General features: G+C 33.8%; 16 protein-coding genes. 7 read left to right on the top strand and 9 right to left on the bottom strand.

Annotated elements, in window-relative coordinates; all coding sequences use genetic code 11:
- Positions 1-58 precede the first annotated feature (58 nt).
- The 4 genes from cmk (at position 59) to ACEN2F_RS00695 (ending at position 5,279) form a co-directional block, all read left to right on the top strand.
- Positions 59-751 (top strand): (d)CMP kinase, encoded by a 693-nt coding sequence (cmk, locus tag ACEN2F_RS00710; RefSeq protein ID WP_441734755.1) that lies wholly within the window; start codon positions 59-61, stop codon positions 749-751.
- A gap of 76 nt (positions 752-827) precedes the next feature.
- Positions 828-2,204 (top strand): nucleoside permease, encoded by a 1,377-nt coding sequence (locus ACEN2F_RS00705; protein WP_441734752.1) that lies wholly within the window; start codon positions 828-830, stop codon positions 2,202-2,204.
- A gap of 390 nt (positions 2,205-2,594) precedes the next feature.
- Positions 2,595-4,382 carry a 30S ribosomal protein S1 gene (gene rpsA / locus ACEN2F_RS00700; RefSeq protein WP_441734750.1) on the top strand — a complete coding sequence of 596 codons (1,788 nt, stop codon included), beginning with the start codon at positions 2,595-2,597 and terminating at the stop codon, positions 4,380-4,382.
- Between the two features lie 342 nt (positions 4,383-4,724).
- Positions 4,725-5,279, top strand: a complete 555-nt coding sequence (locus ACEN2F_RS00695; protein WP_441734748.1) for a fasciclin domain-containing protein — start codon at positions 4,725-4,727, stop codon at positions 5,277-5,279.
- Between the two features lie 172 nt (positions 5,280-5,451).
- Here the strand turns inward: ACEN2F_RS00695 and pheT are convergent, their stop codons facing one another.
- A complete protein-coding gene (pheT, locus tag ACEN2F_RS00690) occupies positions 5,452-7,872 on the bottom strand; it encodes a phenylalanine--tRNA ligase subunit beta (RefSeq protein WP_441734745.1) in 2,421 nt (806 codons plus the stop codon).
- A 263-nt stretch (positions 7,873-8,135) separates the two neighbouring features.
- On the opposite strand from pheT, the gene ACEN2F_RS00685 reads away from it, so the two are divergent.
- Together ACEN2F_RS00685 and ACEN2F_RS00680 are read left to right on the top strand one after the other, a co-directional pair.
- Positions 8,136-9,641, top strand: coding sequence for an aldehyde dehydrogenase family protein (locus tag ACEN2F_RS00685; RefSeq protein WP_441734743.1), 1,506 nt, complete (start codon positions 8,136-8,138; stop codon positions 9,639-9,641).
- A gap of 234 nt (positions 9,642-9,875) precedes the next feature.
- Positions 9,876-10,250 carry a DUF779 domain-containing protein gene (locus ACEN2F_RS00680; protein ID WP_441734740.1) on the top strand — a complete coding sequence of 125 codons (375 nt, stop codon included), beginning with the start codon at positions 9,876-9,878 and terminating at the stop codon, positions 10,248-10,250.
- Here the strand turns inward: ACEN2F_RS00680 and ACEN2F_RS00675 are convergent, their stop codons facing one another.
- From ACEN2F_RS00675 to ACEN2F_RS00645, 7 genes are all read right to left on the bottom strand, one after another.
- A complete protein-coding gene (locus ACEN2F_RS00675) occupies positions 10,251-11,174 on the bottom strand; it encodes an AraC family transcriptional regulator (RefSeq protein ID WP_441734738.1) in 924 nt (307 codons plus the stop codon).
- Positions 11,175-11,249: 75 nt separating this feature from the next.
- A complete protein-coding gene (locus tag ACEN2F_RS00670; protein WP_441734736.1) occupies positions 11,250-12,113 on the bottom strand; it encodes a bestrophin family protein in 864 nt (287 codons plus the stop codon).
- A 150-nt stretch (positions 12,114-12,263) separates the two neighbouring features.
- A complete protein-coding gene (locus tag ACEN2F_RS00665) occupies positions 12,264-13,574 on the bottom strand; it encodes a TolC family protein (protein WP_441735912.1) in 1,311 nt (436 codons plus the stop codon).
- A gap of 91 nt (positions 13,575-13,665) precedes the next feature.
- Positions 13,666-16,761 (bottom strand): efflux RND transporter permease subunit, encoded by a 3,096-nt coding sequence (locus tag ACEN2F_RS00660; protein WP_441734733.1) that lies wholly within the window; start codon positions 16,759-16,761, stop codon positions 13,666-13,668.
- An 80-nt stretch (positions 16,762-16,841) separates the two neighbouring features.
- Positions 16,842-17,900, bottom strand: coding sequence for an efflux RND transporter periplasmic adaptor subunit (locus tag ACEN2F_RS00655; RefSeq protein WP_441734731.1), 1,059 nt, complete (start codon positions 17,898-17,900; stop codon positions 16,842-16,844).
- A 381-nt stretch (positions 17,901-18,281) separates the two neighbouring features.
- Positions 18,282-20,414 (bottom strand): ATP-dependent DNA helicase RecG, encoded by a 2,133-nt coding sequence (gene recG, locus ACEN2F_RS00650; protein ID WP_441734730.1) that lies wholly within the window; start codon positions 20,412-20,414, stop codon positions 18,282-18,284.
- 346 nt (positions 20,415-20,760) lie between these two features.
- The gene (locus tag ACEN2F_RS00645) at positions 20,761-21,630 is read right to left on the bottom strand and encodes a DUF808 domain-containing protein (RefSeq protein WP_441734727.1); all 870 of its coding nucleotides are present in this window, start codon (positions 21,628-21,630) and stop codon (positions 20,761-20,763) included.
- A gap of 200 nt (positions 21,631-21,830) precedes the next feature.
- Here ACEN2F_RS00645 and ACEN2F_RS00640 point away from each other — a divergent pair, with 200 nt between their 5' ends.
- Complete coding sequence (locus tag ACEN2F_RS00640; protein ID WP_441734724.1) at positions 21,831-22,292, top strand: OsmC family protein; 462 nt, start codon at positions 21,831-21,833, stop codon at positions 22,290-22,292.
- 15 nt (positions 22,293-22,307) lie between these two features.
- On the opposite strand, the gene ACEN2F_RS00635 is transcribed toward ACEN2F_RS00640, so the two are convergent.
- Positions 22,308-22,976 (bottom strand): HAD family hydrolase, encoded by a 669-nt coding sequence (locus ACEN2F_RS00635; RefSeq protein ID WP_441734722.1) that lies wholly within the window; start codon positions 22,974-22,976, stop codon positions 22,308-22,310.
- Positions 22,977-23,179 lie beyond the last annotated feature (203 nt).

Below are 23,179 nucleotides of genomic sequence, written 5' to 3'. Positions count from 1 at the left end.
ATAGTAGATCGAAATCTTGGATTAAAAATTGATTATATCATTTCATAAAAACAATAAATTGAAAAAAATTACTATCGCAATTGACGGATTTTCATCCACTGGCAAGAGTACTTTGGCTAAACAACTGGCCAATCATCTAGGATATGTTTACGTGGATACCGGCGCTATGTATCGTGCAGTTGCATTTTTTGCAATGCAAAACGGATATATAAATGCAGATTCCTTTGATAAACAAACGCTGATAAATAGTTTACCTAATATAAAATTACAATTTAAATTCAATGCTAGTTTGGGTTTTGCTGAAATGTATTTGAATGATGTGAATGTTGAAGACGAAATCAGAACGATTGAAGTATCTAGTTTTGTCAGTAAAGTAGCCGAAGTTTCTGAGGTTCGTGCTAAATTAGTGGAACAGCAAAAAGAAATGGGAATCAACAAAGGTATTGTCATGGACGGCAGAGATATTGGTACCGTTGTTTTTCCAGATGCAGAGCTAAAAATATTCATGACCGCCAGTGCAACTACAAGAGCGAAAAGGCGTTATGACGAATTGGTTGCAAAAGGGGACAGTGTCACTTATGAAGAAGTCCTCAAAAATGTAGAAGAGCGCGATTATATTGATACACACCGTGAAGATTCTCCGTTGATCATGGCGGAAGATGCAATAGAAATTGACAATTCACATTTGAATCGGAAGGAACAATTCGAGCTTGTTGTAGAATTGGTAAATGAACTCACTAAAACGATATAATTAGTTGCAGATTTCATTTTTAATAGTAGATTTACGCCTTGTAAATTTTTTAAAATAAAAAAAAACAATTCATCTCATGGGAATTAAGAATAGATTGGTAATAATGAGTTTTCTTCAGTTTTTTGTTTGGGGAGCTTGGTTGATTACCATTGCAAATTACTGGTTTGGTACCAAGAATTGGGAAGGAACTCAATTTGGATTGGTTTTTGGAACCATGGGAATTGCCTCTTTATTTATGCCAACACTAACCGGAATTATTGCTGACAGATGGGTAAATGCTGAAAAATTATACGGAATTCTTCATATTTTGTATGCTGCAGTATTATTTTATATACCACAAGTTACCACTCCGGAAACCTTTATTTATGTTATGCTTTTGGCAATGTGTTTTTATATGCCAACGATTGCTCTGAGTAACTCTATTTCTTACACGGCACTTAAACTAAACAATAAGGATGTAATTAAAAATTTTCCACCTATTCGGGTTTGGGGAACAATAGGATTTATTGTTGCAATGTGGATTACAAATTTAACGGGAAATAAAGCGACGGAATATCAATTTTACATTGCAGGATTAGCAGCGGTTTTGTTAGGAATTTACTCTTTTTCGTTACCAGAGTGTAAACCGCAACGCTTGTCTAAAGAGAATGCCACGGTCATGGAAACATTAGGATTAGAATCTTTTAAGCTATTTGCTGACTATAAAATGGCCTTATTCTTTATTTTTTCTATGTTTTTGGGTGGTGCTTTGCAGTTGACAAATGCTTACGGAGATGTTTTCTTGGATGAATTCAAACATTTTCCAAAATATGCAGATTCTTTTGTTGTTGAATATTCAACGATTATAATGTCAATCTCTCAAATTTCAGAGACTTTATTTATTCTTGCAATTCCTTTTTTTCTAAGACGTTTTGGTATCAAACAAGTGATGTTAATCAGTATGTTGGCTTGGGTTCTTCGTTTTGGATTGTTTGCTTATGGCAATCCTGTAGATGGTTTATGGATGATTGTTATGTCTTGTGTCGTTTACGGAATGGCATTTGATTTCTTTAATATTTCTGGTTCATTATTTGTTGAAACCAATACTGATCCTAAAAATCGTTCCTCAGCGCAAGGATTGTTTATGATGATGACTAATGGTTTTGGTGCTGTTTTAGGAAGTTTTACTTCGGGATGGGCTATTGATAAATATTTCACAAAATCATTTGACAATACTACTGACTTAGCGGGTTTCTTAGAAACTGAAACGACAAATTCAAAAATGTTAGAATTTATTACTAGTCAAGGAAATACAATTACAGCTGATGGATTATTTAGTCAAGTTGTTTTTATGAAAGATTGGCATACGATTTGGCTGGCTTTTGCGACTTATGCTTTGATAATTGCAATTGCATTTGCTGTTTTATTTAAACACAAGCACAATCCATTAGATGTAGAAAATGTAAGCCATTAAAAAGTGGTAGGAAATTAAATACAACCCGATATTTTTCATTAAATATCGGGTTTTTTAATGCTGAAAAAAAACCAATTCAAGCTAATTAGCCCCGAGTGAAGCGGTATCCTTTTATAGAGCTTCCAGCCTTCAAAAGGCTGGAAGCTCTATAAAAGATAGAGCGGAAAGCGGGAACAATACCTGCAAAAAAAGCCAATTAGTTCGCTCCTGATTCTCAATCGATTATCACAACATAAATATTTTGCTAATTAAGATAAATGTGTTACTTTTGCAGACCTTTTGGTGAATAAGAGTTTCCTTTAGGTAGTAATTAATTATACAAACAACTTCTGTTGTTTTCTAGCACTTTAAGAAACTCGAGAAAATACAGAATACAAATTTTTAATCAGCATGTCTGAACAAGTAAAATCACAAGAAGAGTTTTTAGCAAATTTTAACTGGCATAACTTTGAAGAAGGTATTGATGTAGTTGATCAAAAAAACTTACAAGAATTCGAAGAGCTAGTTTCAAAAACATTTATCGCTACAGATCAAGAAGAAGTGGTTGATGGTACAGTTGTTAGAATCACAGATAGAGACGTTATCGTTGATATCAACGCAAAATCGGAAGGTGTCATTTCATTGAATGAATTCCGTTACAACCCAAGTTTGAAAGTAGGTGATACTGTAGAAGTATTAATTGACATCCGTGAGGATAAAACAGGTCAATTAGTATTATCTCACAGAAAAGCACGTACTATCAAATCATGGGATAGAGTTATTTCGGCGAACGAAACAGGAGAAATCGTTAATGGTTTTGTGAAATGCAGAACTAAAGGTGGTATGATCGTTGATGTTTTCGGAATTGAAGCGTTTTTACCAGGATCTCAAATTGATGTTAAGCCAATTAGAGATTATGATGTGTATGTAAACAAAATGATGGAATTCAAAGTTGTGAAAATTAACCACGAATTTAAAAACGTTGTTGTTTCTCATAAAGCGCTTATTGAAGCTGATATTGAAATCCAGAAAAAAGAAATCATCGGTCAATTGCAAAAAGGACAAGTATTAGAAGGTGTTGTTAAAAACATTACTTCTTATGGTGTCTTTATTGACTTAGGTGGTGTTGATGGATTGATTCACATTACTGACCTTTCTTGGAGTCGTATTAACCACCCAAGTGAAGTATTGGAATTAGATCAAAAATTAAATGTTGTAATTCTTGATTTCGATGATGAAAAAACAAGAATACAATTAGGATTGAAACAATTAAACGCTCACCCTTGGGATGCTCTAGATGCTAAATTAGCAATTGGAGACAAAGTAAAAGGTAAAGTAGTTGTAATCGCTGATTACGGTGCATTTATTGAAGTAGCTGAAGGTGTTGAAGGTTTGATCCACGTTTCTGAAATGTCTTGGTCTACTCATTTACGTTCTGCTCAAGATTTCGTAAAAGTAGGGGATATTGTTGAAGCTCAAATCTTAACTTTAGACAGAGATGACCGTAAAATGTCATTAGGTATCAAGCAATTGTCTCAAGATCCATGGACTGATATCACTGCTAAATATCCTGTGGGTTCTAAACATTCAGGAATCGTTAGAAACTTTACAAACTTTGGAATTTTCGTAGAATTAGAAGAAGGAATTGATGGATTAATTTACATCTCTGACTTATCTTGGACTAAGAAAATTAAACATCCTTCTGAATTTGTAAACGTTGGTGAAAAACTTGACGTAGTAGTATTAGAATTAGATGTTGACGGACGTAAATTATCTTTAGGTCACAAACAAACTACTGCTAATCCATGGGATCAGTATGAAGATTCATTCGCAGTTGGAACAATCCACAACGGTGAAATTTCTGAAATTGTTGACAAAGGAGCTACTGTAGAATTTGGAGATGATATCGTTGCTTTCATTCCTACACGTCACCTTGAAAAAGAAGACGGTAAGAAATTGAAAAAAGGCGAAACAGCTGATTTCAAAGTAATCGAATTCAACAAAGAATTTAAAAGAGTTGTAGCATCTCACACAGCTATCTTCCGTGAAGAAGAAGAGAAAAATGTGAAAGCAGCTACTGAAAACACATCATCTTCTGCACCTGCAAGTAGTAATAATGCTTCGGCATCTACTTTAGGAGATAGTAATGATGTATTAGCAGCATTGAAAGCTAAAATGGAAAAGTCTGAGAAAAAATAATTCTTGATTTTTTGAATATAGAAAGCTCCACAGAAATGTGGGGCTTTTTTTTTGCTTTTTTTTTTACGAGCATACCATCTAAGTTTACCATCCGCAATCGTCCCGCTGTACGGAGTCTCTTTTTATTGTGCAGTACTATAATTTTAAAAACAACATTTTGGTAACACCATAAAAGGGATATTTGCTGCCATCGGGGCTATTTTACTTCATTTTATTTTCTAAATACTATAAAAAATTAATTTCAATTATTTGAAAATTAATTTTTTGTAAATTATTTTCGTTTTTTTAAAACCAAAACTACTTATAGTGCGTAAATGCTTTTATATAACTTAAAAAAAAAATATGAAAACTAGAAAATTATTATCAGTTGCATTTATGGCATTATTATTTGGAGCTACATCATTTGCTCAAAAAAGTGTAATGGTTGGAGGTGCAGCGATGTATCCTACCAAAAATATTGTTGAAAATGCTGTTAACTCTAAAGACCATACGACATTAGTTGCTGCAGTACAAACGGCAGGATTAGTGGAAACGTTACAAAGTAAAGGTCCATTCACCGTTTTTGCCCCAACAAATGCGGCATTTGATAAATTGCCAATGGGTACCGTAGAAACTTTATTAATGCCTGAAAACTTAAAAATGTTGCAAACAATCCTTACCTATCACGTTGTATCTGGAAAGATGAATGCGATGGATATTGCTAAAGCAATCAAAATGGGAAAAGGAAAAGCAACTCTAAATACAGTTAGCGGCGGAACCTTGACTGCTTGGATGAAAGGAAAAAATTTATATATTACAGATGAAAATGGTGGTAAATCGAAAGTTACTATCGCTGATGTGAATCAATCTAACGGCGTTATTCATGTGATTGATGCGGTTGTATTACCAAAAAAATAGTTCGTAAGATTAAAGGTTAATTGTTGGTTGAAAAGGGGCCCTCCAAATTTGGAGGGCTCTTTTGTAAATAAGAAAATCCCAATACTAGACTGGGATTTATCTTAAATTATAATGCTAAAGCAGTACATCAAATAGGAGTTTTATTTAATGGTCTTTCGTATTTACTTAGTAACTATCTTAAAACAGCTCCAAGCTCTGTTTCAAAATTATGTTGCAGTTTACTCATTATTTTGTCAATTTGAGCATCAGTAAGTGTTTTTGAATTATCTTGAATGATGAAACTCAATGCGTATGATTTTTTTCCTTCAGGAAGATTTTGACCTTCATAAACATCAAATAAATTAATGTCTTTTAAAAGTGTTTTTTCTGTCTGACGTGCAACACTATAAATGCTGTCGTAGGTTACGCTTTGGTCAACAAGTAAAGCCAAATCCCTACGGACTTCTGGATATTTTGGAATATCAGTATATTTTATCTTTGCAGAAATTAATTTTAAAATTAAAGCCCAATTAAAATCAGCAAAAAATACTTCTTGTTTTATTCCAAAATGTTTTACTATTGATTTTTTTACCACCCCAAATTCTACCAAAGTATCTTTGTGGCACCCAATTGCAATTCCTTCGGAAAAAATATCAGATGACATCGGTAAATTTTGTGTTTTTTGAATTCCTAATCGTGAAAGAATCCCATTGACATAGCCTTTGAACAAAAAGAAATCAGAAGGTTTTTGATCATTAGTCCAATTTTCCTGATTTCTATTTCCGGAAACAAATAAAGTCAAATGCTTTTTCTCTTCATAGCCAGCAAGATAATTATGGTATGATTTTCCAAATTCAAATAATTTTAAATCGGAATTTTTACGGTTTATATTGTATGATATAGCCTCTAATCCAGAGAATAAAAGTGATTGTCGCATTGTTGACAAATCAGCACTTAGCGGATTCAGCATTGTTACGTTGTGCTCTTGTTTGAGTAATTCGGAAAGTTCTACATAAGAAGCCGTTGTTAGCGAATTAGCCATCATCTCATTAAATCCTTGAGAATTTAATTGTGTGGCAATCAGGTTTTGTATTTTATAGTCTTCGTTTCTCGGAGAATTAGAAACTGTAGCATTCAATTTTTTTGAAAATTTAATGTTATTGTACCCGTAAACTCTCAATATTTCTTCAATTACATCAATCTCTCTTTGTACATCAACCCGATATGCCGGAATTGTTAATCCTAATCCTGCATCAGAAACACTATTAATTTTAATTTCTAATGAAGCTAAAATTTGTTTAATCGTATCTTTTGGTAATTCCTGACCAATGATTTTAGCCGCTTTACTAAAGTTTAAAAACACTGAAAAATCTTCTAATTTTTTAGGATACATATCCACAACATCAGATGTAATTTCACCTCCGGCTACTTCTTGTATTAATAATGCTGCTCTTTTTAGTGCGTATGCGGTAATTGTAGGATCAATTCCTCTTTCGAAACGAAAAGAAGCATCCGTGTTCAATTGATGTCTTTTTGCTGTTTTACGAATACTAACCGGATTAAAATAGGCACTTTCCAGAAAAATGGAGTTGGTATGCTCCGCTACTGCTGATTTTTTTCCTCCAAAGATACCAGCAATGCACAAAGGTCCTTTCTCATCACAAATCATTAAATCTTCTTCGTGTAAAGTTCTTTCTACGTCATCAAGAGTAATAAATTTAGTTCCGGCAGGAAGCGTTTGCACGAATATTTTTCCATTTATTTTTGCAGCGTCAAAGGCGTGAAGTGGTTGCCCTAGTTCATGTAAAACATAATTGGTTACATCAACAATATTATTTTTAGGATTGATTCCAATAGCTTTTAATCGGTTTTGCAACCAAGCCGGTGATGGTTTTACCTCTATACCAGAAATGGTTACCCCGCAATACCTAGGAGCCAGTTTAGACTCTTTGACATCAATATCAATTTTTAATGTTCTTTTATCTACTCTAAAATTACTTACAGATGGTGTGATTAGTTCTACATTAACACCACTTTGTAACATTCCTGCTCTCAAATCTCGAGCAGTTCCCAAATGGCTCATGGCATCAGCACGATTGGGTGTTAATCCAATTTCGAATACTTCGTCATTTTCAATTTTAAAAACGGTTGCTGCTGGAGTTCCTGCAATTAAAGCATCATCCAGAATCATAATTCCGTCATGACCTTCGCCCAGTCCTAATTCATCTTCGGCGCAAATCATTCCGAAACTCTCTTGTCCGCGAATTTTTCCTTTTTTTATTATAAAAGCAACTCCAGCAGCATCATATAGTGTAGTACCAATCGTAGCAACGGGTACTTTTTGTCCTGCGGCAACATTTGTGGCGCCACAAACAATCTGTACTGGTAAACCGGTACCTAAATCGACTGTAGTTATTTTTAATCGGTCAGCATCAGGATGTTGGATGCACGTAAGTACATGTCCTACAACGATGCCTTCTAGTCCGCCTTTAACCGATTGGTATTTGTCAACAATTTCTACTTCCAGACCCAAGTCAGTCAGTAATGCTGCAGTTTCCTCCGATTTCCAGTCTATTTTTATAAATTGTTTTAACCAGTTGTAAGATATTTTCATCCTTTATTTTTAATAAGACTGCAAATATAAGGATTGCAGTTTGGAGTAAGAAACAATTTTTTTGGTTTTTTACAACTCATTTTATTGTTTAATACGGATCATAAATACAGATAATAAAATGTAATTATAAATTTATGTGAATTAAACAATAAAATTAGGTTAAAAAAACACATATTCAAATTTAAAGCTACTACTTGAATGAATTGTGCTATTCTAAGATGAAATAGAAAGCTATATTTGAGAAAATATAAAAATATAGCAATATGGATAACGTAGCACAAAGACCTGAATTTAAGGCAAAATATGATAATTATATCGGAGGAGAATTTGTTGCACCAATTAAAGGTAAGTACTTTGATGTCGTTTCTCCTATTGATGGAAAAGTATTTACACAAGCTGCACATTCCAGCAAAGAAGATTTAGACCTTGCGGTCGACAAGGCTCATGAAGCTTTTCAGACTTGGGGTAAAACATCGGCCACAGAACGCAGCAATTTATTGAATAAAATCGCTCAGGTTATGGAAGATAATCTGGAATATCTTGCTACTGTTGAAACTATTGATAATGGAAAAGCCATTCGAGAAACATTAGCAGCCGATATGCCTTTAGCAATTGATCACTTTCGTTATTTTGCAGGCGTAATTCGAGCAGAGGAAAGTTCAATAGCCGAATTAGATTCGCAAACTGTTTCTATAGCTTTAAGTGAACCTTTAGGTGTAATTGCACAAATCATTCCTTGGAATTTCCCTATTTTAATGGCTATCTGGAAATTAGCTCCAGCATTGGCCGCAGGAAATACTGTAGTTTTAAAACCAGCAGAAAGCACTCCAATTTCGATTCTTGTTTTGATGGAATTAATAGGGGATTTACTTCCTCCGGGTGTAATTAATATTGTAAATGGTTTTGGCGCCGAGTTGGGAAGGGCTTTAGTAACCAATAAAAAAGTATCAAAAGCAGCCTTTACCGGATCAACTACAACAGGGCGTTTAGTGATGCAATATGCCACCGAAAATATTATTCCTGTAACGCTGGAATTAGGTGGGAAATCACCAAATATTTTTATGAAATCAGTAGGTGATGCTGATGATGATTTCTTCGACAAAGCCATTGAAGGAGCTGTTATGTTCGCTTTAAATAACGGTGAAATTTGTACCTGTCCGTCCAGATTATTAGTGCATGAAGATATTTATGATAAATTTATCGCCCGAGTAATTGAAAGAACAGCTGCCATAAAACTAGGAAATCCGTTAGACAGAACTACTATGATGGGAGCACAAGCCTCTTTAGTTCAAAAAGAAAAAATCCTAAGTTATATTAAATTAGGAAAAGAAGAAGGAGCAGAACTTTTGATTGGTGGTGAAGAAAATAAATTAGAAGGAGATCTTGAAGGCGGATATTATATTAAACCAACACTTTTCAAAGGACACAACAAAATGCGTATTTTTCAGGAAGAAATCTTTGGACCTGTTTTGGCAGTGACTACTTTTAAAACAACTGAAGAAGCGATTGCTATTGCAAATGATACTATGTATGGTTTGGGAGCTGGACTATGGACACGTGATGCACATGAAATTTATCAGGTTCCTAGAGCGATTCAAGCGGGTCGTGTCTGGATCAATCAATACCATTCTTATCCTGCAGGTGCTCCTTTTGGAGGATACAAACAATCAGGTATCGGTCGCGAAAATCACAAAATGATGTTAGGTCATTATCGTCAAACTAAAAATATGCTAATTTCTTATGATAAAAAGAGATTAGGTTTCTTTTAGTAGACTTCTGATTATTGGTTAACTTTAAACCTGACAGATTTTATAATTTGTCAGGTTTTCTTTTATCGGAAATAGTTAAATGAATTGAATTAATGTCCTGCAAGGATATAAAATACTTTACAGCTTTTGCAGTAAATTTTACTTACTGAAGATCTTTACATTAATTAGCAGTAATTTACAAACTAAAAACGAATAATTTTTGAAATAATTTAGTAACAAATCAAATTTTAAAAGATGACTAGAAGAATCGATGCCACAGAAAAAGCAATAGAATTAATTAAAATTTTACAACAAAAACATGGGGATTTGATGTTTTATCAAGCCGGAGGGTGTTGTGAAGGAACACAACCGCAATGTTTTGAAAAAGGCGGATTTTATCAACGCATGGGTGACGTATGCATTGGAACCATCGAGAATACGGAGTTTTGGGTTGACAAGGATTTATTTGAATATTGGAAACATGCCCATTTTACTTTGGATGTAATTGATGCCTTTGGTGTAGGTGGATTTTCGTTAGAAACACCAATGAAAAAGACATTCCGAGTAGAATACAGAATTTTTACACCTGAAGAAGAACTATCACTTGAGCCAGTAACCTTTATTGAATGATTAATTTAAGCATAATAATTGGTACTGTTTAGGAGTAATTCCTTCGTGTTTTTTAAATAACCGAATGAAATAATTACAATCTTCAAAACCGGATAAATAACAGACTTCATTAATTTGTATCGATGGATTTTTGAGTAATTGTTTCGCACATCTCATTTTTTCGCTAATCACAAATTCTATAGGACTCATTCCCAATTCTCTTTTGAAAAAACGATAAAAGGAAGCCGTACTCATACAAGCTTCTTCACTCAAATGTTTCATACTGAAATTTTCCTTCAGGTTCAATCGAATATACTCTACCACTTGTGTGATGGGTTTTTTTTGGTCAATAAATAAGCCGTCGTCAATAGCTTTTGCAGTTTGGGTTTGTATGATTCGGATCAATAATTCCTGTAAAGTCAAATCAGCCAGCGCATCTTTGGTAATGGACGTACTCATGCATTCTTTGATTAATTTATTAATGGTCGCTGCTAATTCTACATTATTATAAAAGTAATAATTTTGGTAATTTAATTGCCAAAATTGGTCGTTTCCGCCTTTAGGATATCTTTCGTTCAAAAACTGTAAGGTATCTGTAATCTTAGTTTGCTCGATTGCCAAAGCCAAACACTGTGTTGGATTTTTTCTGGTAGCCTCGGGAAAATCAATTTTCATCTCAACATTTGAAGGAATTACAACCGTTTCTCCTGGTAAATAAATAAAGCTCGGGTCATCAAAAAGATGCATTACTTTTTTACCTCTAAGCATACTGGTCACCACAAAATCATTAAATTTCAAAGGAACTAATGCTGATGATTCATACGTTTCAAAAAGATTTAGTTCACAATGGTTCAAAGAGTAAACCGTTCGGTTCTCCACTAATGTTTTTAACGATTTCTCGTTTGATAAATGTGGTGGGTTGATAAAGGCGCGATTACTATTCATAAATTTAATCTTTAAAACAGGAAAAGTTTAAATTTAATACAAATAACCTAAATTTAGGTGCTATTTATAGAATATTTAAATTAATTCTTCAACATGTTTTTTTATGTTTTCTGCTATTTTTTTGGTTGGCAAATCATTTGCATCCATTCCAAAAGGATCTTCAATTTCTTCGGCAATCAACTCTAAACTTGCTAAAACATAAAAGATAAATACCACAACTGGAATTACATAATATCCCAAACTGAACACATATCCAAAAGGCAAAGTCAGTACATAAATAAAAATAAATTTTTTAATAAAAGCACTGTAAGAATAGGGGATAGGCGTGTTCTTTATACGTTCACAAGCACCGCAAATATCAGTAAAGGAATGAACTTCGGCATTTAAAATAAGGAGCTGATTGCCTGTTATTTTTTTGGAAACATACAAGTCATTAATCTTATGAAACATCATTTTTGCTACTTGATTTGGCTTGTGTTTATGATGATCAATTTCTAAATCCAGATCATCAAAAAGTTGTAAACTAGTATCACGATCATTTAAATGTTTGTGTAAAATAGAAGCATAACTAGGAATTATTTTGCGAAAGAAATTACGATCTTTTTCGTCCTGTAGCATTGCAGATAATTTAATAGATAAATTACGACTATTATTGACCAATGATCCCCACAATTTTCTTCCTTCCCACCAGCGGTCGTAGGCAGTATTGGTTCGGTAGGCTAACAATAATGAAATTACAAAACCCAGCATTCCGTGCATTATTGAAATATTTTTAACGTGGCTGCTATCGGGTAAATGCCAATATTCAATTTCTAAATACCCAATTACACCAGAATAAAGACCAATGATTAGCATCATGGGTATCAATTTCCTAAAAGTATCAGCTTTACTTAAATGAAAAATAAAGCTAATCCAGTCTTTTGGGTTGTACGATGTCATTTTAAATTTTTATCAGCAAAATTAGATTAAAAATGAGTTTTAGTTTCTAAAAAATCAAACAAAAATGATACTTGGCATGAGTTTGTCATTTGAAATTTATTTCAAAAGAATAGCATTTCGAATAATCACCTATTAAATAGAAAGATATCGTTAAAATGTGAGAGTTCCTGCCAATTCTCTGAGTGCTATTTCAGATAGTTTCCCCTGAAATTGAGCATTACTATACCGTACTTTTGCATTCACATAATTCAACTGTGCGGTTCTGAATTCTAAAGTGGTAATGGTTCCAATACGAAATTTATCTAAAGTTATGTTTAAATTTTGTTGTGCAATTGCTTGATTGTTTTCCTCTAAAATAATTAATTCTAAATTAGTCAAATAGGTTTGGTAGGAGGTTGCCAATTGACTATTTAAGACTAAGTTTTGTTGCTGTATTGATATTTTAGAATTTTCAATTTGAATTTTAGCGATTTTTTCATTTCTGTTTTGAGAAAAACCATCAAAAAGATTCAATGTTGCACTGAAGCCATAACTAAAACCTTTGGATTGAGATTGTGAAACAAAACCAAGACTGGATTGACTTTCTGAAAAATTATACGCAGAATTGACTCTGATCGTAGGATAGCGTCCTGCTTTTATTTGCTTCAATTGCAATTCAGCGACTCTTTTATTAATTATTTGAGCCTCTAATTGTGGATTTTGTTTTTCGGCAAGTGCGCTAAGTTCCGAAAGAAGTAAGAGCTGGTCAACTGCTAACACATCAATTACTTTAAAATTTGTTTTAAGATCTCTCGCCAAAATTTGATTGAGCAAAATTTTGCTGTTTGCATACAATTCCTTTTGTCTTAAAAGTGCTACTTGATCCGTATTTAAATCTACTTGTGCATTTAAAACTTCTAATTTAGATGCTTTCCCGATGCTGAAACGATTTTGTGCTAAAGTTAGTCGCTGATTTGAAATAACAATAGTAGTATCTAAAGCCGCTAATTGTTGTTGTTGCTGCACTAAATCATAATAAGCAGCATTTACATCGCTAATCTTAGTAATTAAAGTTAGTTTTAATTGCGCTTCCCCTAGTTTTTGTAATTCTTTAAGTTGGTCCATTCGGGCAAACATTCTAAAACCGTCAAAAATTGTCCAGTCGAGACCCACACCATAACTTAAACTGTTGTTTTTAGCATTATCTAATTCAGTTTGTTCGCCGTCTTGTCTGGTTTGGGAACTATTTTGTACACTATTGTTATCCACAACAGAAGCTGTAATGGTGGGTAACATTCCAGCATTTCCAACCGCTACGTTTGTTTTTTCTATTTTTAAATTATTAGTGGCAATTTTTATTTCGTAATTGTTTTCCAAGGCTATCGTAATTGCGCTTTCTAATGTTAAAATTTCTTGTGCATAAGTGTTAAAAACACCAAGGAAGATTAAAAGAAAACTACGAAATAGTATTTTAGTATTTATCATAATTATTTTTTTGCCACGAATTAAAAATTTTTTAAACTTCTATTTTAGGAGCTTTTTACATGAATTGGCTTAAATGAAATTAATTCGTCTATTTAACTTCATTTTCATATTCTTCAATATGATCAAATTCAGGATAATGTTTTCGTGCTCTTGACCACATTAAATACATAGCTGGAATTACAAATAAAGTTAAGATTAAAGAGAAAATTGTTCCACCAACAATGACAACACCCATCCCAATTCTACTTGTAGAGGCTTCTCCTAAAGATAAAGCAATTGGTAAAGCACCCAGCGATATGGCTAAACTCGTCATTAAAATAGGACGAAGTCTAGATTCAGAAGCTTCTAAAATAGCTTCGAGTTTTGGTTTTCCTTCCTCTCTAAGTTTATTGGCAAACTCAACAATCAAAATTCCATTTTTGGTCACTAATCCAATTAACATTACTGTTCCAATTTGGCTAAAAATATTCCAAGTCTGATCAAACAACCAAAGCGAAAATAAAGCACCTGCAACGGCCATTGGCACTGTTAAAATAATAATTAATGGATCTATAAAACTTTCAAATTGTGCTGCTAATATCAAAAATATCAATAATAAGGCCAATCCAAAAGCAAAAGAGGTATTAGAACTACTCTCTACAAAATCTCTGGATTCGCCTCCTAAATCAGTTGTAAAAGTATCATCAAGTACTTTTGCTTTGATCTCATTCATCGCATCAATTCCGTCACTAATACTTTTTCCTGGCGCTAAACCTGCAGTTACGGTGGCCGACATATATCTGTTATTGTGGTACAATTGCGGGGGATTGCTTTGTTCTTCAATGGTTACAACGTTATCCATTTGAATTAAATTCCCACTGTTGTTTTTAACATACATTGCTGTTAGATCTAAAGGTTTAGAACGATCATCTTGTTCAAATTGTCCAATAACCTGATATTGTTTTCCATTACGCATAAAATAGCCAAAACGCTGTCCGCTTAAAGAAAGTTGCAGGGTTTGCGCAATATCCATTACTGAAATACCTAAACTTTTAGCTTTTTCACGATCAATAGTAACATTGATTTCTGGTTTGTTAAATTTTAAATTTACGTCGGTTACTGAAAATGTTGGGTTTTTTCCAGCTTCGTCCATGAATAGCGGAATTTTTTTCTGTAGTTGTTCAAAATTTGGAGCCTGAATTATGTACTCAATAGGCAGACCTCCACGTCTGTTTACTGCAATGGTAGGCTCTTCAATTACTGAAGTTTTAATTTCAGGATATTTTTTTGATAATCTATTTAATTTCTCGGCTATTTCTTTTTGAGATTTTTCTCGCTCTCCCGTTTCAGTTAGCGCCATTCGAATCATTCCACTATTGACAGAAGCAGAACCCCAGCCGGGAGATGTAATTACTAAAGCAACTTTTTTTTCTGGAATAGAATCATCTACTAATTGTGATAATTCCTGCATAAATCGATCCGTATATTCGTAAGTAGATCCCTCTGGAGTGGTCATTCTCATCACTACAGCACTTCGATCATCATAAGGTGCAGTTTCTTTTTGTAACAGGTTAAAAAAGATATAAATTAATCCAAAACAAGCAATTAGAATCGGAAAACTAATCCATTTTCTTTTCATGAAAGTGCTCAGCGCGCTCGCATAACCACTATTTAATCTTTGGTAGAAAGGCTCTGAATATATGTAAAATTTTGATTTTTTTTGTTCTCCGCCTTTCATCAAATAAGCGTTTAGCATTGGAGTCAGTGTCAATGAAACAAAAGCTGAAATTAAAACTGCCGCACCTATGACGACGCCAAATTCCCGGAATAGCCGCCCGACGAATCCTTCCAGAAAAATTACGGGTAAGAATACCGCAGCCAAAGTAATCGAAATTGAGATTACAGCAAAAAATATTTCATTAGAACCTTTTATGGCCGCTTCAATTGGAGACATTCCTTCTTCGACCTTTTTAAAAATATTTTCGGTTACAACAATTCCATCATCGACAACCAATCCGGTAGCAAGAACAATTGCGAGCAGCGTCAATACATTTATAGAGAAACCAAAAAGATACATGATAAAGAAAGTCGCAATCAACGAAACCGGAATATCAATCAACGGTCTTATGGCAATGGCCCAATCTCTAAAGAACAAATAAATAATCAGGATTACTAATATTATGGAAATCAATAAGGTTTCTGCTACTTCAATAACTGATTTTTTTACAAAAATAGTACTGTCGATAACGATGTTTAATTTGATGTCCTTGGGTAAATCTCTTTTTAATTTATCATATTCTTTGTAGAATTCTTTTGAAATATCCAGATAGTTAGCACCAGGCAGTGGAACAATGGCTACACCCACTAATGGCAATCCAGATTGAGTCATCTTTGTTTCCAGATTTTCAGGTCCTAAAACAGCTGTACCAATATCTCTAAAAAGAACAGTTTTGCCATCTTCGGAACGAATGATAATGTTATTAAATTCTTCTGCTGTAGATAGATTTCCAACTGTTTTTACAGTTAATTCGGTATTATCTCCAGTTATTTTTCCAGAAGGTAATTCTACGTTTTGCTGATTTAATGCAGTTCTAACTTCAGCAACGGAACATCCATAAGAAGCTAATTTAGCTGGATCAATCCACAAACGCATTGCATACCGTTGTTGTCCCCAAATTTGAACTCCACTGACTCCCGGTATTGTTTCTAGTCTTTGTGCAATAACATTTTCTGCATAATCACTTAATTCTAGAGGGTTTCTGGAGTCGCTTTGAACTGTCATCGAAATAATGGCACGACTATCAGCATCTGCTTTAGAAACAACTGGAGGCGAATCTATATCTTCTGGTAAATTTCGTACTGCTTGAGATACTTTATCTCGAACATCGTTAGCCGCAGCTTCAAGGTCTTTATCCAAATTAAATTCAATAGTAATGCTACTACTACCTTGAGTGCTGGTAGAAGTAATATTCCGAATCCCTTCAATAGAATTGATAGCCTTTTCTATAGGTTCAGTAATTTGGGATTCAATAATGTCAGCATTTGCTCCGGCATAATTAGTACGAATAGAAACCTGTGCAGGATCAATCGAAGGGAATTCACGAACACCCAGAAAAGTATATCCTATTATTCCAAACAACACGATGGCTAAGTTGAGAACAATAGTTAGTACGGGTCTTTTAATACTTGTGGTTGATAAACTCATTTTTTTTGAATTATAAGTTATGAAGAATGAATGTAGAGTAATTGCTTAAACTTCAAATTCTTTTCTTAAAACTTTTAAAATTATTTAATTTTAACATTTACTGGAGTTTCATTTTTTAATGACATTACGCCACTCGTAATAAGAGTATCACCAGCTTTTAAACCAGAAAGAACTAAAATAGAAGCATCTGTTCGCGTAGCTGCGTCTATTTTTACTTCTTTGGCCTTACCATTACTAGAAATAAAAACTTTTTTTCCGTTTTGAATTGGAATAATAGCTTCTGAAGGAACAACAATGGCATCTTTAATAACACGCAACGGCAATTCTACATCTGCAAACGTACCTGGCAATAACTCTCCGTTTTTATTATCAGCAATAGCACGGACCTGTAATGTTCTTGTGGCTACAGCAACTTCCGGTTCAATTGCGTATACTTTAGCGGTATATTTTTCGTCAGAGCCAGCAACTTTAAAATGTATAGTTGTATTGGTTTTAATTTCATTTGCGTATTTTTCAGGTATCGAAAACGTGATTTTTAGTTTGCCAATGTTAACTAATTTTGCCACTAAAACGGTTGGAGTAATATAAGTTCCTGGAGAAATAGATCGCAAACCAATTTTTCCGGAGAAAGGAGCTCTCACGGATGTTTTAGCAATTTGTACTTTAATTAATTGACTTTGGGCTTGTGCCGATTTTAAATCTGCGCGTGCTAAATCATATTCCTCCTGACTGATGGCTTCTTTCTGCAATAATAATTTAGCCCTTCTTTCGTTTTCTGAAGCTAATCCTTCTCTTGTTGACGTTTGTCTCAGTTGTGCTCTTAACTCTAAATCATTGACCTTAAAAAGTACTTGACCTTTACTGACGTTGCTTCCTTCTTGAAAATAAATACCTTCTACAATTCCAGAAACTTCACTCCGGATTTCAACTTGCTCATTGGCTTCAATAGAACCTGAAAGGGACAAATTATTGTCAAAAGTTTGCAGTGTAACAACAACCCCGTTGACATTCATCGATTTACTAATTCCTGATTGATCCTTTGAATCGCCACTTTTATTTTTATTTTCATTTATTCGATAACCAATAAATCCAATGATTCCAATTGTTAACAAGGCAAAAACTAGGTATTTTATTTTCATAGTTATAAAGTAAGATTAAGTCTCAGTATTTTTAGTTAAAGACAAATTTAGGTTTTAGAAATGAATTAACTGTCGTGTTGATTTATATTTAACGTTTGTACATACAAATGTTATATCCATAAAAAAAATATATTTCTAAATTTTAAATATTTTAGAAGTATAGCATTAAAAAATTCAGTTTTCAGAAAGCCTACGGTTTGTAGGACTACAAAAAAAAGAAATGGTTTAATTGAATAATAGAAAAAACGGTATTTAACGAAATTAAATCCAACAGTATTGAACAATAAAATTTAAAGTAGCAAAAAATAATATCAGGTTATCTCCGTTTTAGTTTTGCGTAAAAACAAAAGTTGAACATGAAGGTCAAAATAAAAACTTGCGTTAACTAATATAATTCCAAATATTTTTCTTCTTGGTCATTTCGATAAAAACAGCTCTCAAAGCAGCATGTTCTGGTTTTTGCATGCCTGAATCTTCCTTGAGTAATTTTAAAGCATAATTTCTGGCTAATGCCAAAGTGTCTCTATCTCGAACCAGATCAGCAATTTGAAGATTGAGCACACCACTTTGTTGGGTTCCCATTAAATCTCCGGGACCACGAAGCTTCAAATCGACTTCAGCAATTTCGAAACCATCATTGGTTTTTACCATCGTTTCCATTCGGGTTTTACTGTCAGAGCTTAACTTATGGCTCGTCATCAGGATGCAATAACTTTGAGATGCCCCACGACCCACGCGACCACGAAGTTGATGCAGCTGTGATAAGCCAAAACGTTCTGCACTTTCGATAATCATCACACTGGCGTTAGGTACATTTACACCAACTTCAATCACGGTTGTAGCCACCATAATATTAGTTTTTCCCTCCGAAAAGCGTTTCATTTCCGCATCTTTATCCGCTGGTTTCATTTTTCCGTGCAGGATTGAAATCGAATATTGCGGCAGCGGAAAATCTCTAGAAATACTTTCGTAACCATCTGTTAAATCTTTGAAATCCATTTTTTCCGATTCCTGAATCAATGGGTATACAATATAGATTTGCCGACCTAAAGCGATTTCGTCTCGTATGAATTTCCATACCTTCAATCTATTGCTATCAAAGCGGTGTACGGTTTGAATTGGTTTTCTTCCCGGAGGCAATTCATCTATTACTGAAATATCTAAATCGCCATATAAACTCATCGCCAAAGTTCTTGGAATAGGCGTTGCGGTCATTACCAAAACATGTGGCGGAATTATTTCTCCGTCTGATAAAGGGTCAGGAGTTGATTTTTTCCATAATTTCGAACGTTGTTCTACACCAAAACGATGTTGTTCATCAATTACAGCCAGCCCTAATTTTTTGAATTTTACTTTATCTTCCAGTAAAGCATGTGTTCCAATAAGAATTTGTAACGTCCCGTTTTCCAGTTCTTCATGAATTATCCTTCTTTGCGCGATTTTAGTGGAGCCCGTTAGAAGTCGGATGTTGATATTTAAAGTGACTGCTAGTTCAGATAAACCAATAAAATGCTGGTTTGCCAGAATTTCCGTAGGTGCCATCAAGCAGGCTTGAAAACCATTATCAAGTGCTAAAAGCATGCTCATAAAAGCCACAATTGTTTTTCCAGAACCTACGTCGCCTTGCAGCAAACGGTTCATTTGGGCGTTGCTGCCCATATCAGTTCGGATCTCCTTGATAACTCTTTTTTGCGCATTTGTGAGTTGAAAAGGCAAATGGTGCTGATAAAAATCATTAAAATTATCACCTACGATGGTAAAGGGATAGCCTTTAATTTTATGTTTTCTAATCAGATTTTTTGTGATTAATTGCAATTGAATAAAGAATAATTCTTCAAATATTAATCGGAATTTGGCTTTTGCCAAAACTTCTGTGCTTTTTGGAAAATGAATATTGAATAATGCCGCTTTTTTAGGAATCAGTTTCAATTCGTTTATTAAATAATCCGGCAAAGTTTCTGAGAATAACGCTTGCGTTTCCAGAAACAATTGCTGCATCAGTTTATTGATCACCCGGTTTGAAATTCCGCGATTCATCAAAGTTTCTGTCGAAGGATACACAGGTTGCATAGCTGAGCGAAGGCTTTTTTCATGCTCACTCATCAGTTCAATTTCCGGATGTGCCATGTTGAAAGTGCTTCCAAAAGACGTACATTTTCCAAAAATTACACAAATTTCATTCAGCTTTAAACTCTCCCGGATCCATTTGTGTCCCTGAAACCAAACGAGCTCCATTTGGCCGGTATCATCCACAAAAGTCGCTACCAATCTTTTTTGGTTCCGACCAAATTCAACAGTTTTGACACTGATAATTTTACCAATAATTTGAACTTCAGCGATATTATTTTGTAGTTCGTTAATCTTATAATATCGAGTTCTGTCAATGTATCTGTTTGGAAAAAAATTAACCAAATCTACATATTTATATATTCCTAATTCCTTGCGCAGCAATTCACCCCGATTAGGACCAACGCCTTTAAGGTATTCTATTGGAGTAAGTAGGAGATTTTGCATTTAGATTTTTATAGACACGGATTGAACGTATTTGCTTCTCTCGACTTCACTGGAGATAACAAAATGCGAATTAAAATAGATTTTTATTTGAATTAGCGAAGATAGTTTTTTGTTTGGAAATTTAGAAATTAGATTGTTTGGATATGAAACATTAAAATAAATTGGTTGTGCTTTTAGTAAAACTCAGGAGAAATAGCGAATCAAAATATAGAAAATATTTTTTCTATCAGCATTTTCGCACTTAAAGAATCTTTTTCCTAGATAAGTCCAAGATGAAATAAAGTAGTTTTTGACTGATTTTTTTCAACTATTTTTAGTGCTGCTAAAGCATGCTAATTTCAGGACACTACTTTTTAACAAATATCTTTTTGATAAGGGTAACAATTCCCAACACAAGGCCACCTATCACTAAGCCGACTATAAATTCAGTAACTATGGGCGGCAAATTAGGGAGAAAACCATGTAAAAAAGCAATTTCGTGAACAAATATGCCACCTGCCACTAAAAGCAAAGCAATGGTTCCAATAACGGATAAACTCTTGATAACCTTTGGCAAGGCTTGAACCAAAATGGTTCCTAAGGTTTTTGTAAAACTTTTATCTTTAGCACTTATTTGAATAAGTTTTAAACCTGCTTCATCCATACGAACAATTAGAGCCACAATACCGTAAACACCTACCGTTGCTATTATAGCAATAATAGTAACCACAATTATTTGTGATGAAATAGGTTTCCCGACAACGGTACCTAATGCAATAATGATAATTTCAACTGACAAGATAAAATCAGTTACAATGGCTGATTTTATTTTTTCTTTTTCAAAGGCTAAAATTTGGTCTTCTGTTAAGGTTTCGAGTGAAACATCAGATTTTACGTGTGCATGCGGAAAGAAGTATTCGTATATTTTTTCGGCACCTTCATAAGCTAAATAAAGTCCACCAAAAACTAAGATTATAATTACGGCCAGTGGCAAAAAAGCACTTAATAAAAAGGCAACGGGTAAAATGATAATTTTATTTAGGAAGGATCCTTTAGTAATTGCCCATAATACAGGAAGTTCTCGAGAGGAGATAAATCCAGAAGCTTTTTCAGCATTTACGGCTAAATCATCACCTAAAATACCAGCTGTTTTTTTGGCTGCCACTTTACTCATTACCGCAACATCATCCATAATTGCTGCGATATCATCTAATAATGCGAAAAAACCTGATGCCATTTTGATTATTTTAGAAACGGCGCTGATTTTGTAATTGCTTAACCTAAATTTAATCTGCGCGTTATGATTGTTTAATGGTGCGAAGCTAAAACTTTTTTTATTTACTCTATTTATAAATTTGGAATATTTTAATTACAATTTACTTAAAATATTTCTAAGGTATCGATACTGTTTTAAGTACTTTTGAAATAAAAATAATTATGGGAGTCAAGCACGTTTTTAAAGCCAAATTAGATTGGCTTTTTTCTAAAAATAAAGTGGTGCTGTATACTAAAAATCATACTATAACGATTAACGGTAAGGCAATTTTAAATGTTTCGGCGGCTAAAGCTTTCAAAGGCGATGCAGCCTTATACAACCCTGAAGACTTATTATTAAGTAGCGTAGTTTCCTGTCACATGATGTCGTACTTATATGTTTGCAGCCAAAAAGGAATTGATGTGGTTTCGTACACTGACGAAGCAGAGGCAACTCTTGAAGTTTTGGCTGACGGTAGCGGCCGTTTTATAGATATTAAATTGCATCCGAAAGTTGGTATAACTAACAAAGAAAAAATAGCCGAGGCACTCAGCTTGCACAAAAAAGCGAATGAACTCTGTTTTATAGCCAATTCTTGTAATTTTCCAATTCTGCATTTTCCAATATGTGAAATTGAAAATTAAAGTTGGAACGTATTTTTACTTTGTTTGTGGTACGAATTTTAAAATATCAAGTAAATCAGCAGGTTGGTTTAATACCTGTTTTGCTCCATCTGCCATCAATTCTTTGGCTGACCTATAGCCCCAAGACACTCCTACGGCAAACATATTAGCATTAGTAGCTGTTTGCATATCAATACCTGAATCTCCCACGAAAATAATTTCTTCGGCTTTTAATCCTAAATCATTACTTATTTGAATGGCTTTGAGCGGATTAGGTTTTTTTAGTGCTTCTGTCGTCATACCAATTATTGGATCAAAATAGTTAGGAAAAAGAAAAGCCGTTATTTCCTTGGTAAGTGTATCTGATTTATTTGAAAACACACTCAATTTTAGATCATGTGATTTTAATTCGTCTAATAATTCGAAAATCCCATCATAGGCTTTTGTTTTACGGGTACAATTATTCCGATACACATCAACCATTAAATTATAGCAATTATCAATTTGTTTGTCTTCTTTTTGAGTTGCAGGCATGGCTTTGCTAACGAGGTTTCGGAGTCCGCTTCCAATAAAATATTGATAATCTTCGTAGCTGTGAGTTGGGTAGTTTAGGTTTTTAAGTACAGAATTCATTGAGTCTGCAATGTCTTCCAGCGAATTTACAAGCGTTCCGTCTAGGTCAAAAATCACTCCTTTAAATTTCATTTTTCATTTTTTTATTCATCGAAAGAGATACTTATCGACTGTTACTTTATATAATTTTCAAAGGTAGCCATATTGTTTTTTCTAGTTCAGGATTATGTAAAATTTTAGGATGAGATTAATAAAATGGTCTTATTTTCATGTCTTTTAGGACTATTTTATACTTAAATACCTTTTTGGACGATAGCCTTTTTTCCGTTTGACTT

The organism is Flavobacterium sp. W20_MBD1_R3 (assembly GCF_052119725.1).
Taxonomy (GTDB): Bacteria; Bacteroidota; Bacteroidia; order Flavobacteriales; family Flavobacteriaceae; genus Flavobacterium.
Note: the sequence above shows the minus strand (reverse complement) of the source record. Positions and strands in the feature narration are given on the sequence as shown.

What these genes read in the sequence shown, in the direction of transcription:
- ACEN2F_RS00705 (WP_441734752.1), top strand. Translation starts at nt 828, where the DNA reads ATGGGAATTAAGAATAGATTGGTAATAATGAGTTTTCTTCAGTTTTTT.
- rpsA (WP_441734750.1), top strand. Translation starts at nt 2,595, where the DNA reads ATGTCTGAACAAGTAAAATCACAAGAAGAGTTTTTAGCAAATTTTAAC.
- ACEN2F_RS00695 (WP_441734748.1), top strand. Translation starts at nt 4,725, where the DNA reads ATGAAAACTAGAAAATTATTATCAGTTGCATTTATGGCATTATTATTT.
- pheT (WP_441734745.1), bottom strand. Translation starts at nt 7,872, where the DNA reads ATGAAAATATCTTACAACTGGTTAAAACAATTTATAAAAATAGACTGG.
- ACEN2F_RS00685 (WP_441734743.1), top strand. Translation starts at nt 8,136, where the DNA reads ATGGATAACGTAGCACAAAGACCTGAATTTAAGGCAAAATATGATAAT.
- ACEN2F_RS00680 (WP_441734740.1), top strand. Translation starts at nt 9,876, where the DNA reads ATGACTAGAAGAATCGATGCCACAGAAAAAGCAATAGAATTAATTAAA.
- ACEN2F_RS00675 (WP_441734738.1), bottom strand. Translation starts at nt 11,174, where the DNA reads ATGAATAGTAATCGCGCCTTTATCAACCCACCACATTTATCAAACGAG.
- ACEN2F_RS00670 (WP_441734736.1), bottom strand. Translation starts at nt 12,113, where the DNA reads ATGACATCGTACAACCCAAAAGACTGGATTAGCTTTATTTTTCATTTA.
- ACEN2F_RS00660 (WP_441734733.1), bottom strand. Translation starts at nt 16,761, where the DNA reads ATGAGTTTATCAACCACAAGTATTAAAAGACCCGTACTAACTATTGTT.
- ACEN2F_RS00655 (WP_441734731.1), bottom strand. Translation starts at nt 17,900, where the DNA reads ATGAAAATAAAATACCTAGTTTTTGCCTTGTTAACAATTGGAATCATT.
- recG (WP_441734730.1), bottom strand. Translation starts at nt 20,414, where the DNA reads ATGCAAAATCTCCTACTTACTCCAATAGAATACCTTAAAGGCGTTGGT.
- ACEN2F_RS00645 (WP_441734727.1), bottom strand. Translation starts at nt 21,630, where the DNA reads ATGGCATCAGGTTTTTTCGCATTATTAGATGATATCGCAGCAATTATG.
- ACEN2F_RS00640 (WP_441734724.1), top strand. Translation starts at nt 21,831, where the DNA reads ATGGGAGTCAAGCACGTTTTTAAAGCCAAATTAGATTGGCTTTTTTCT.
- ACEN2F_RS00635 (WP_441734722.1), bottom strand. Translation starts at nt 22,976, where the DNA reads ATGAAATTTAAAGGAGTGATTTTTGACCTAGACGGAACGCTTGTAAAT.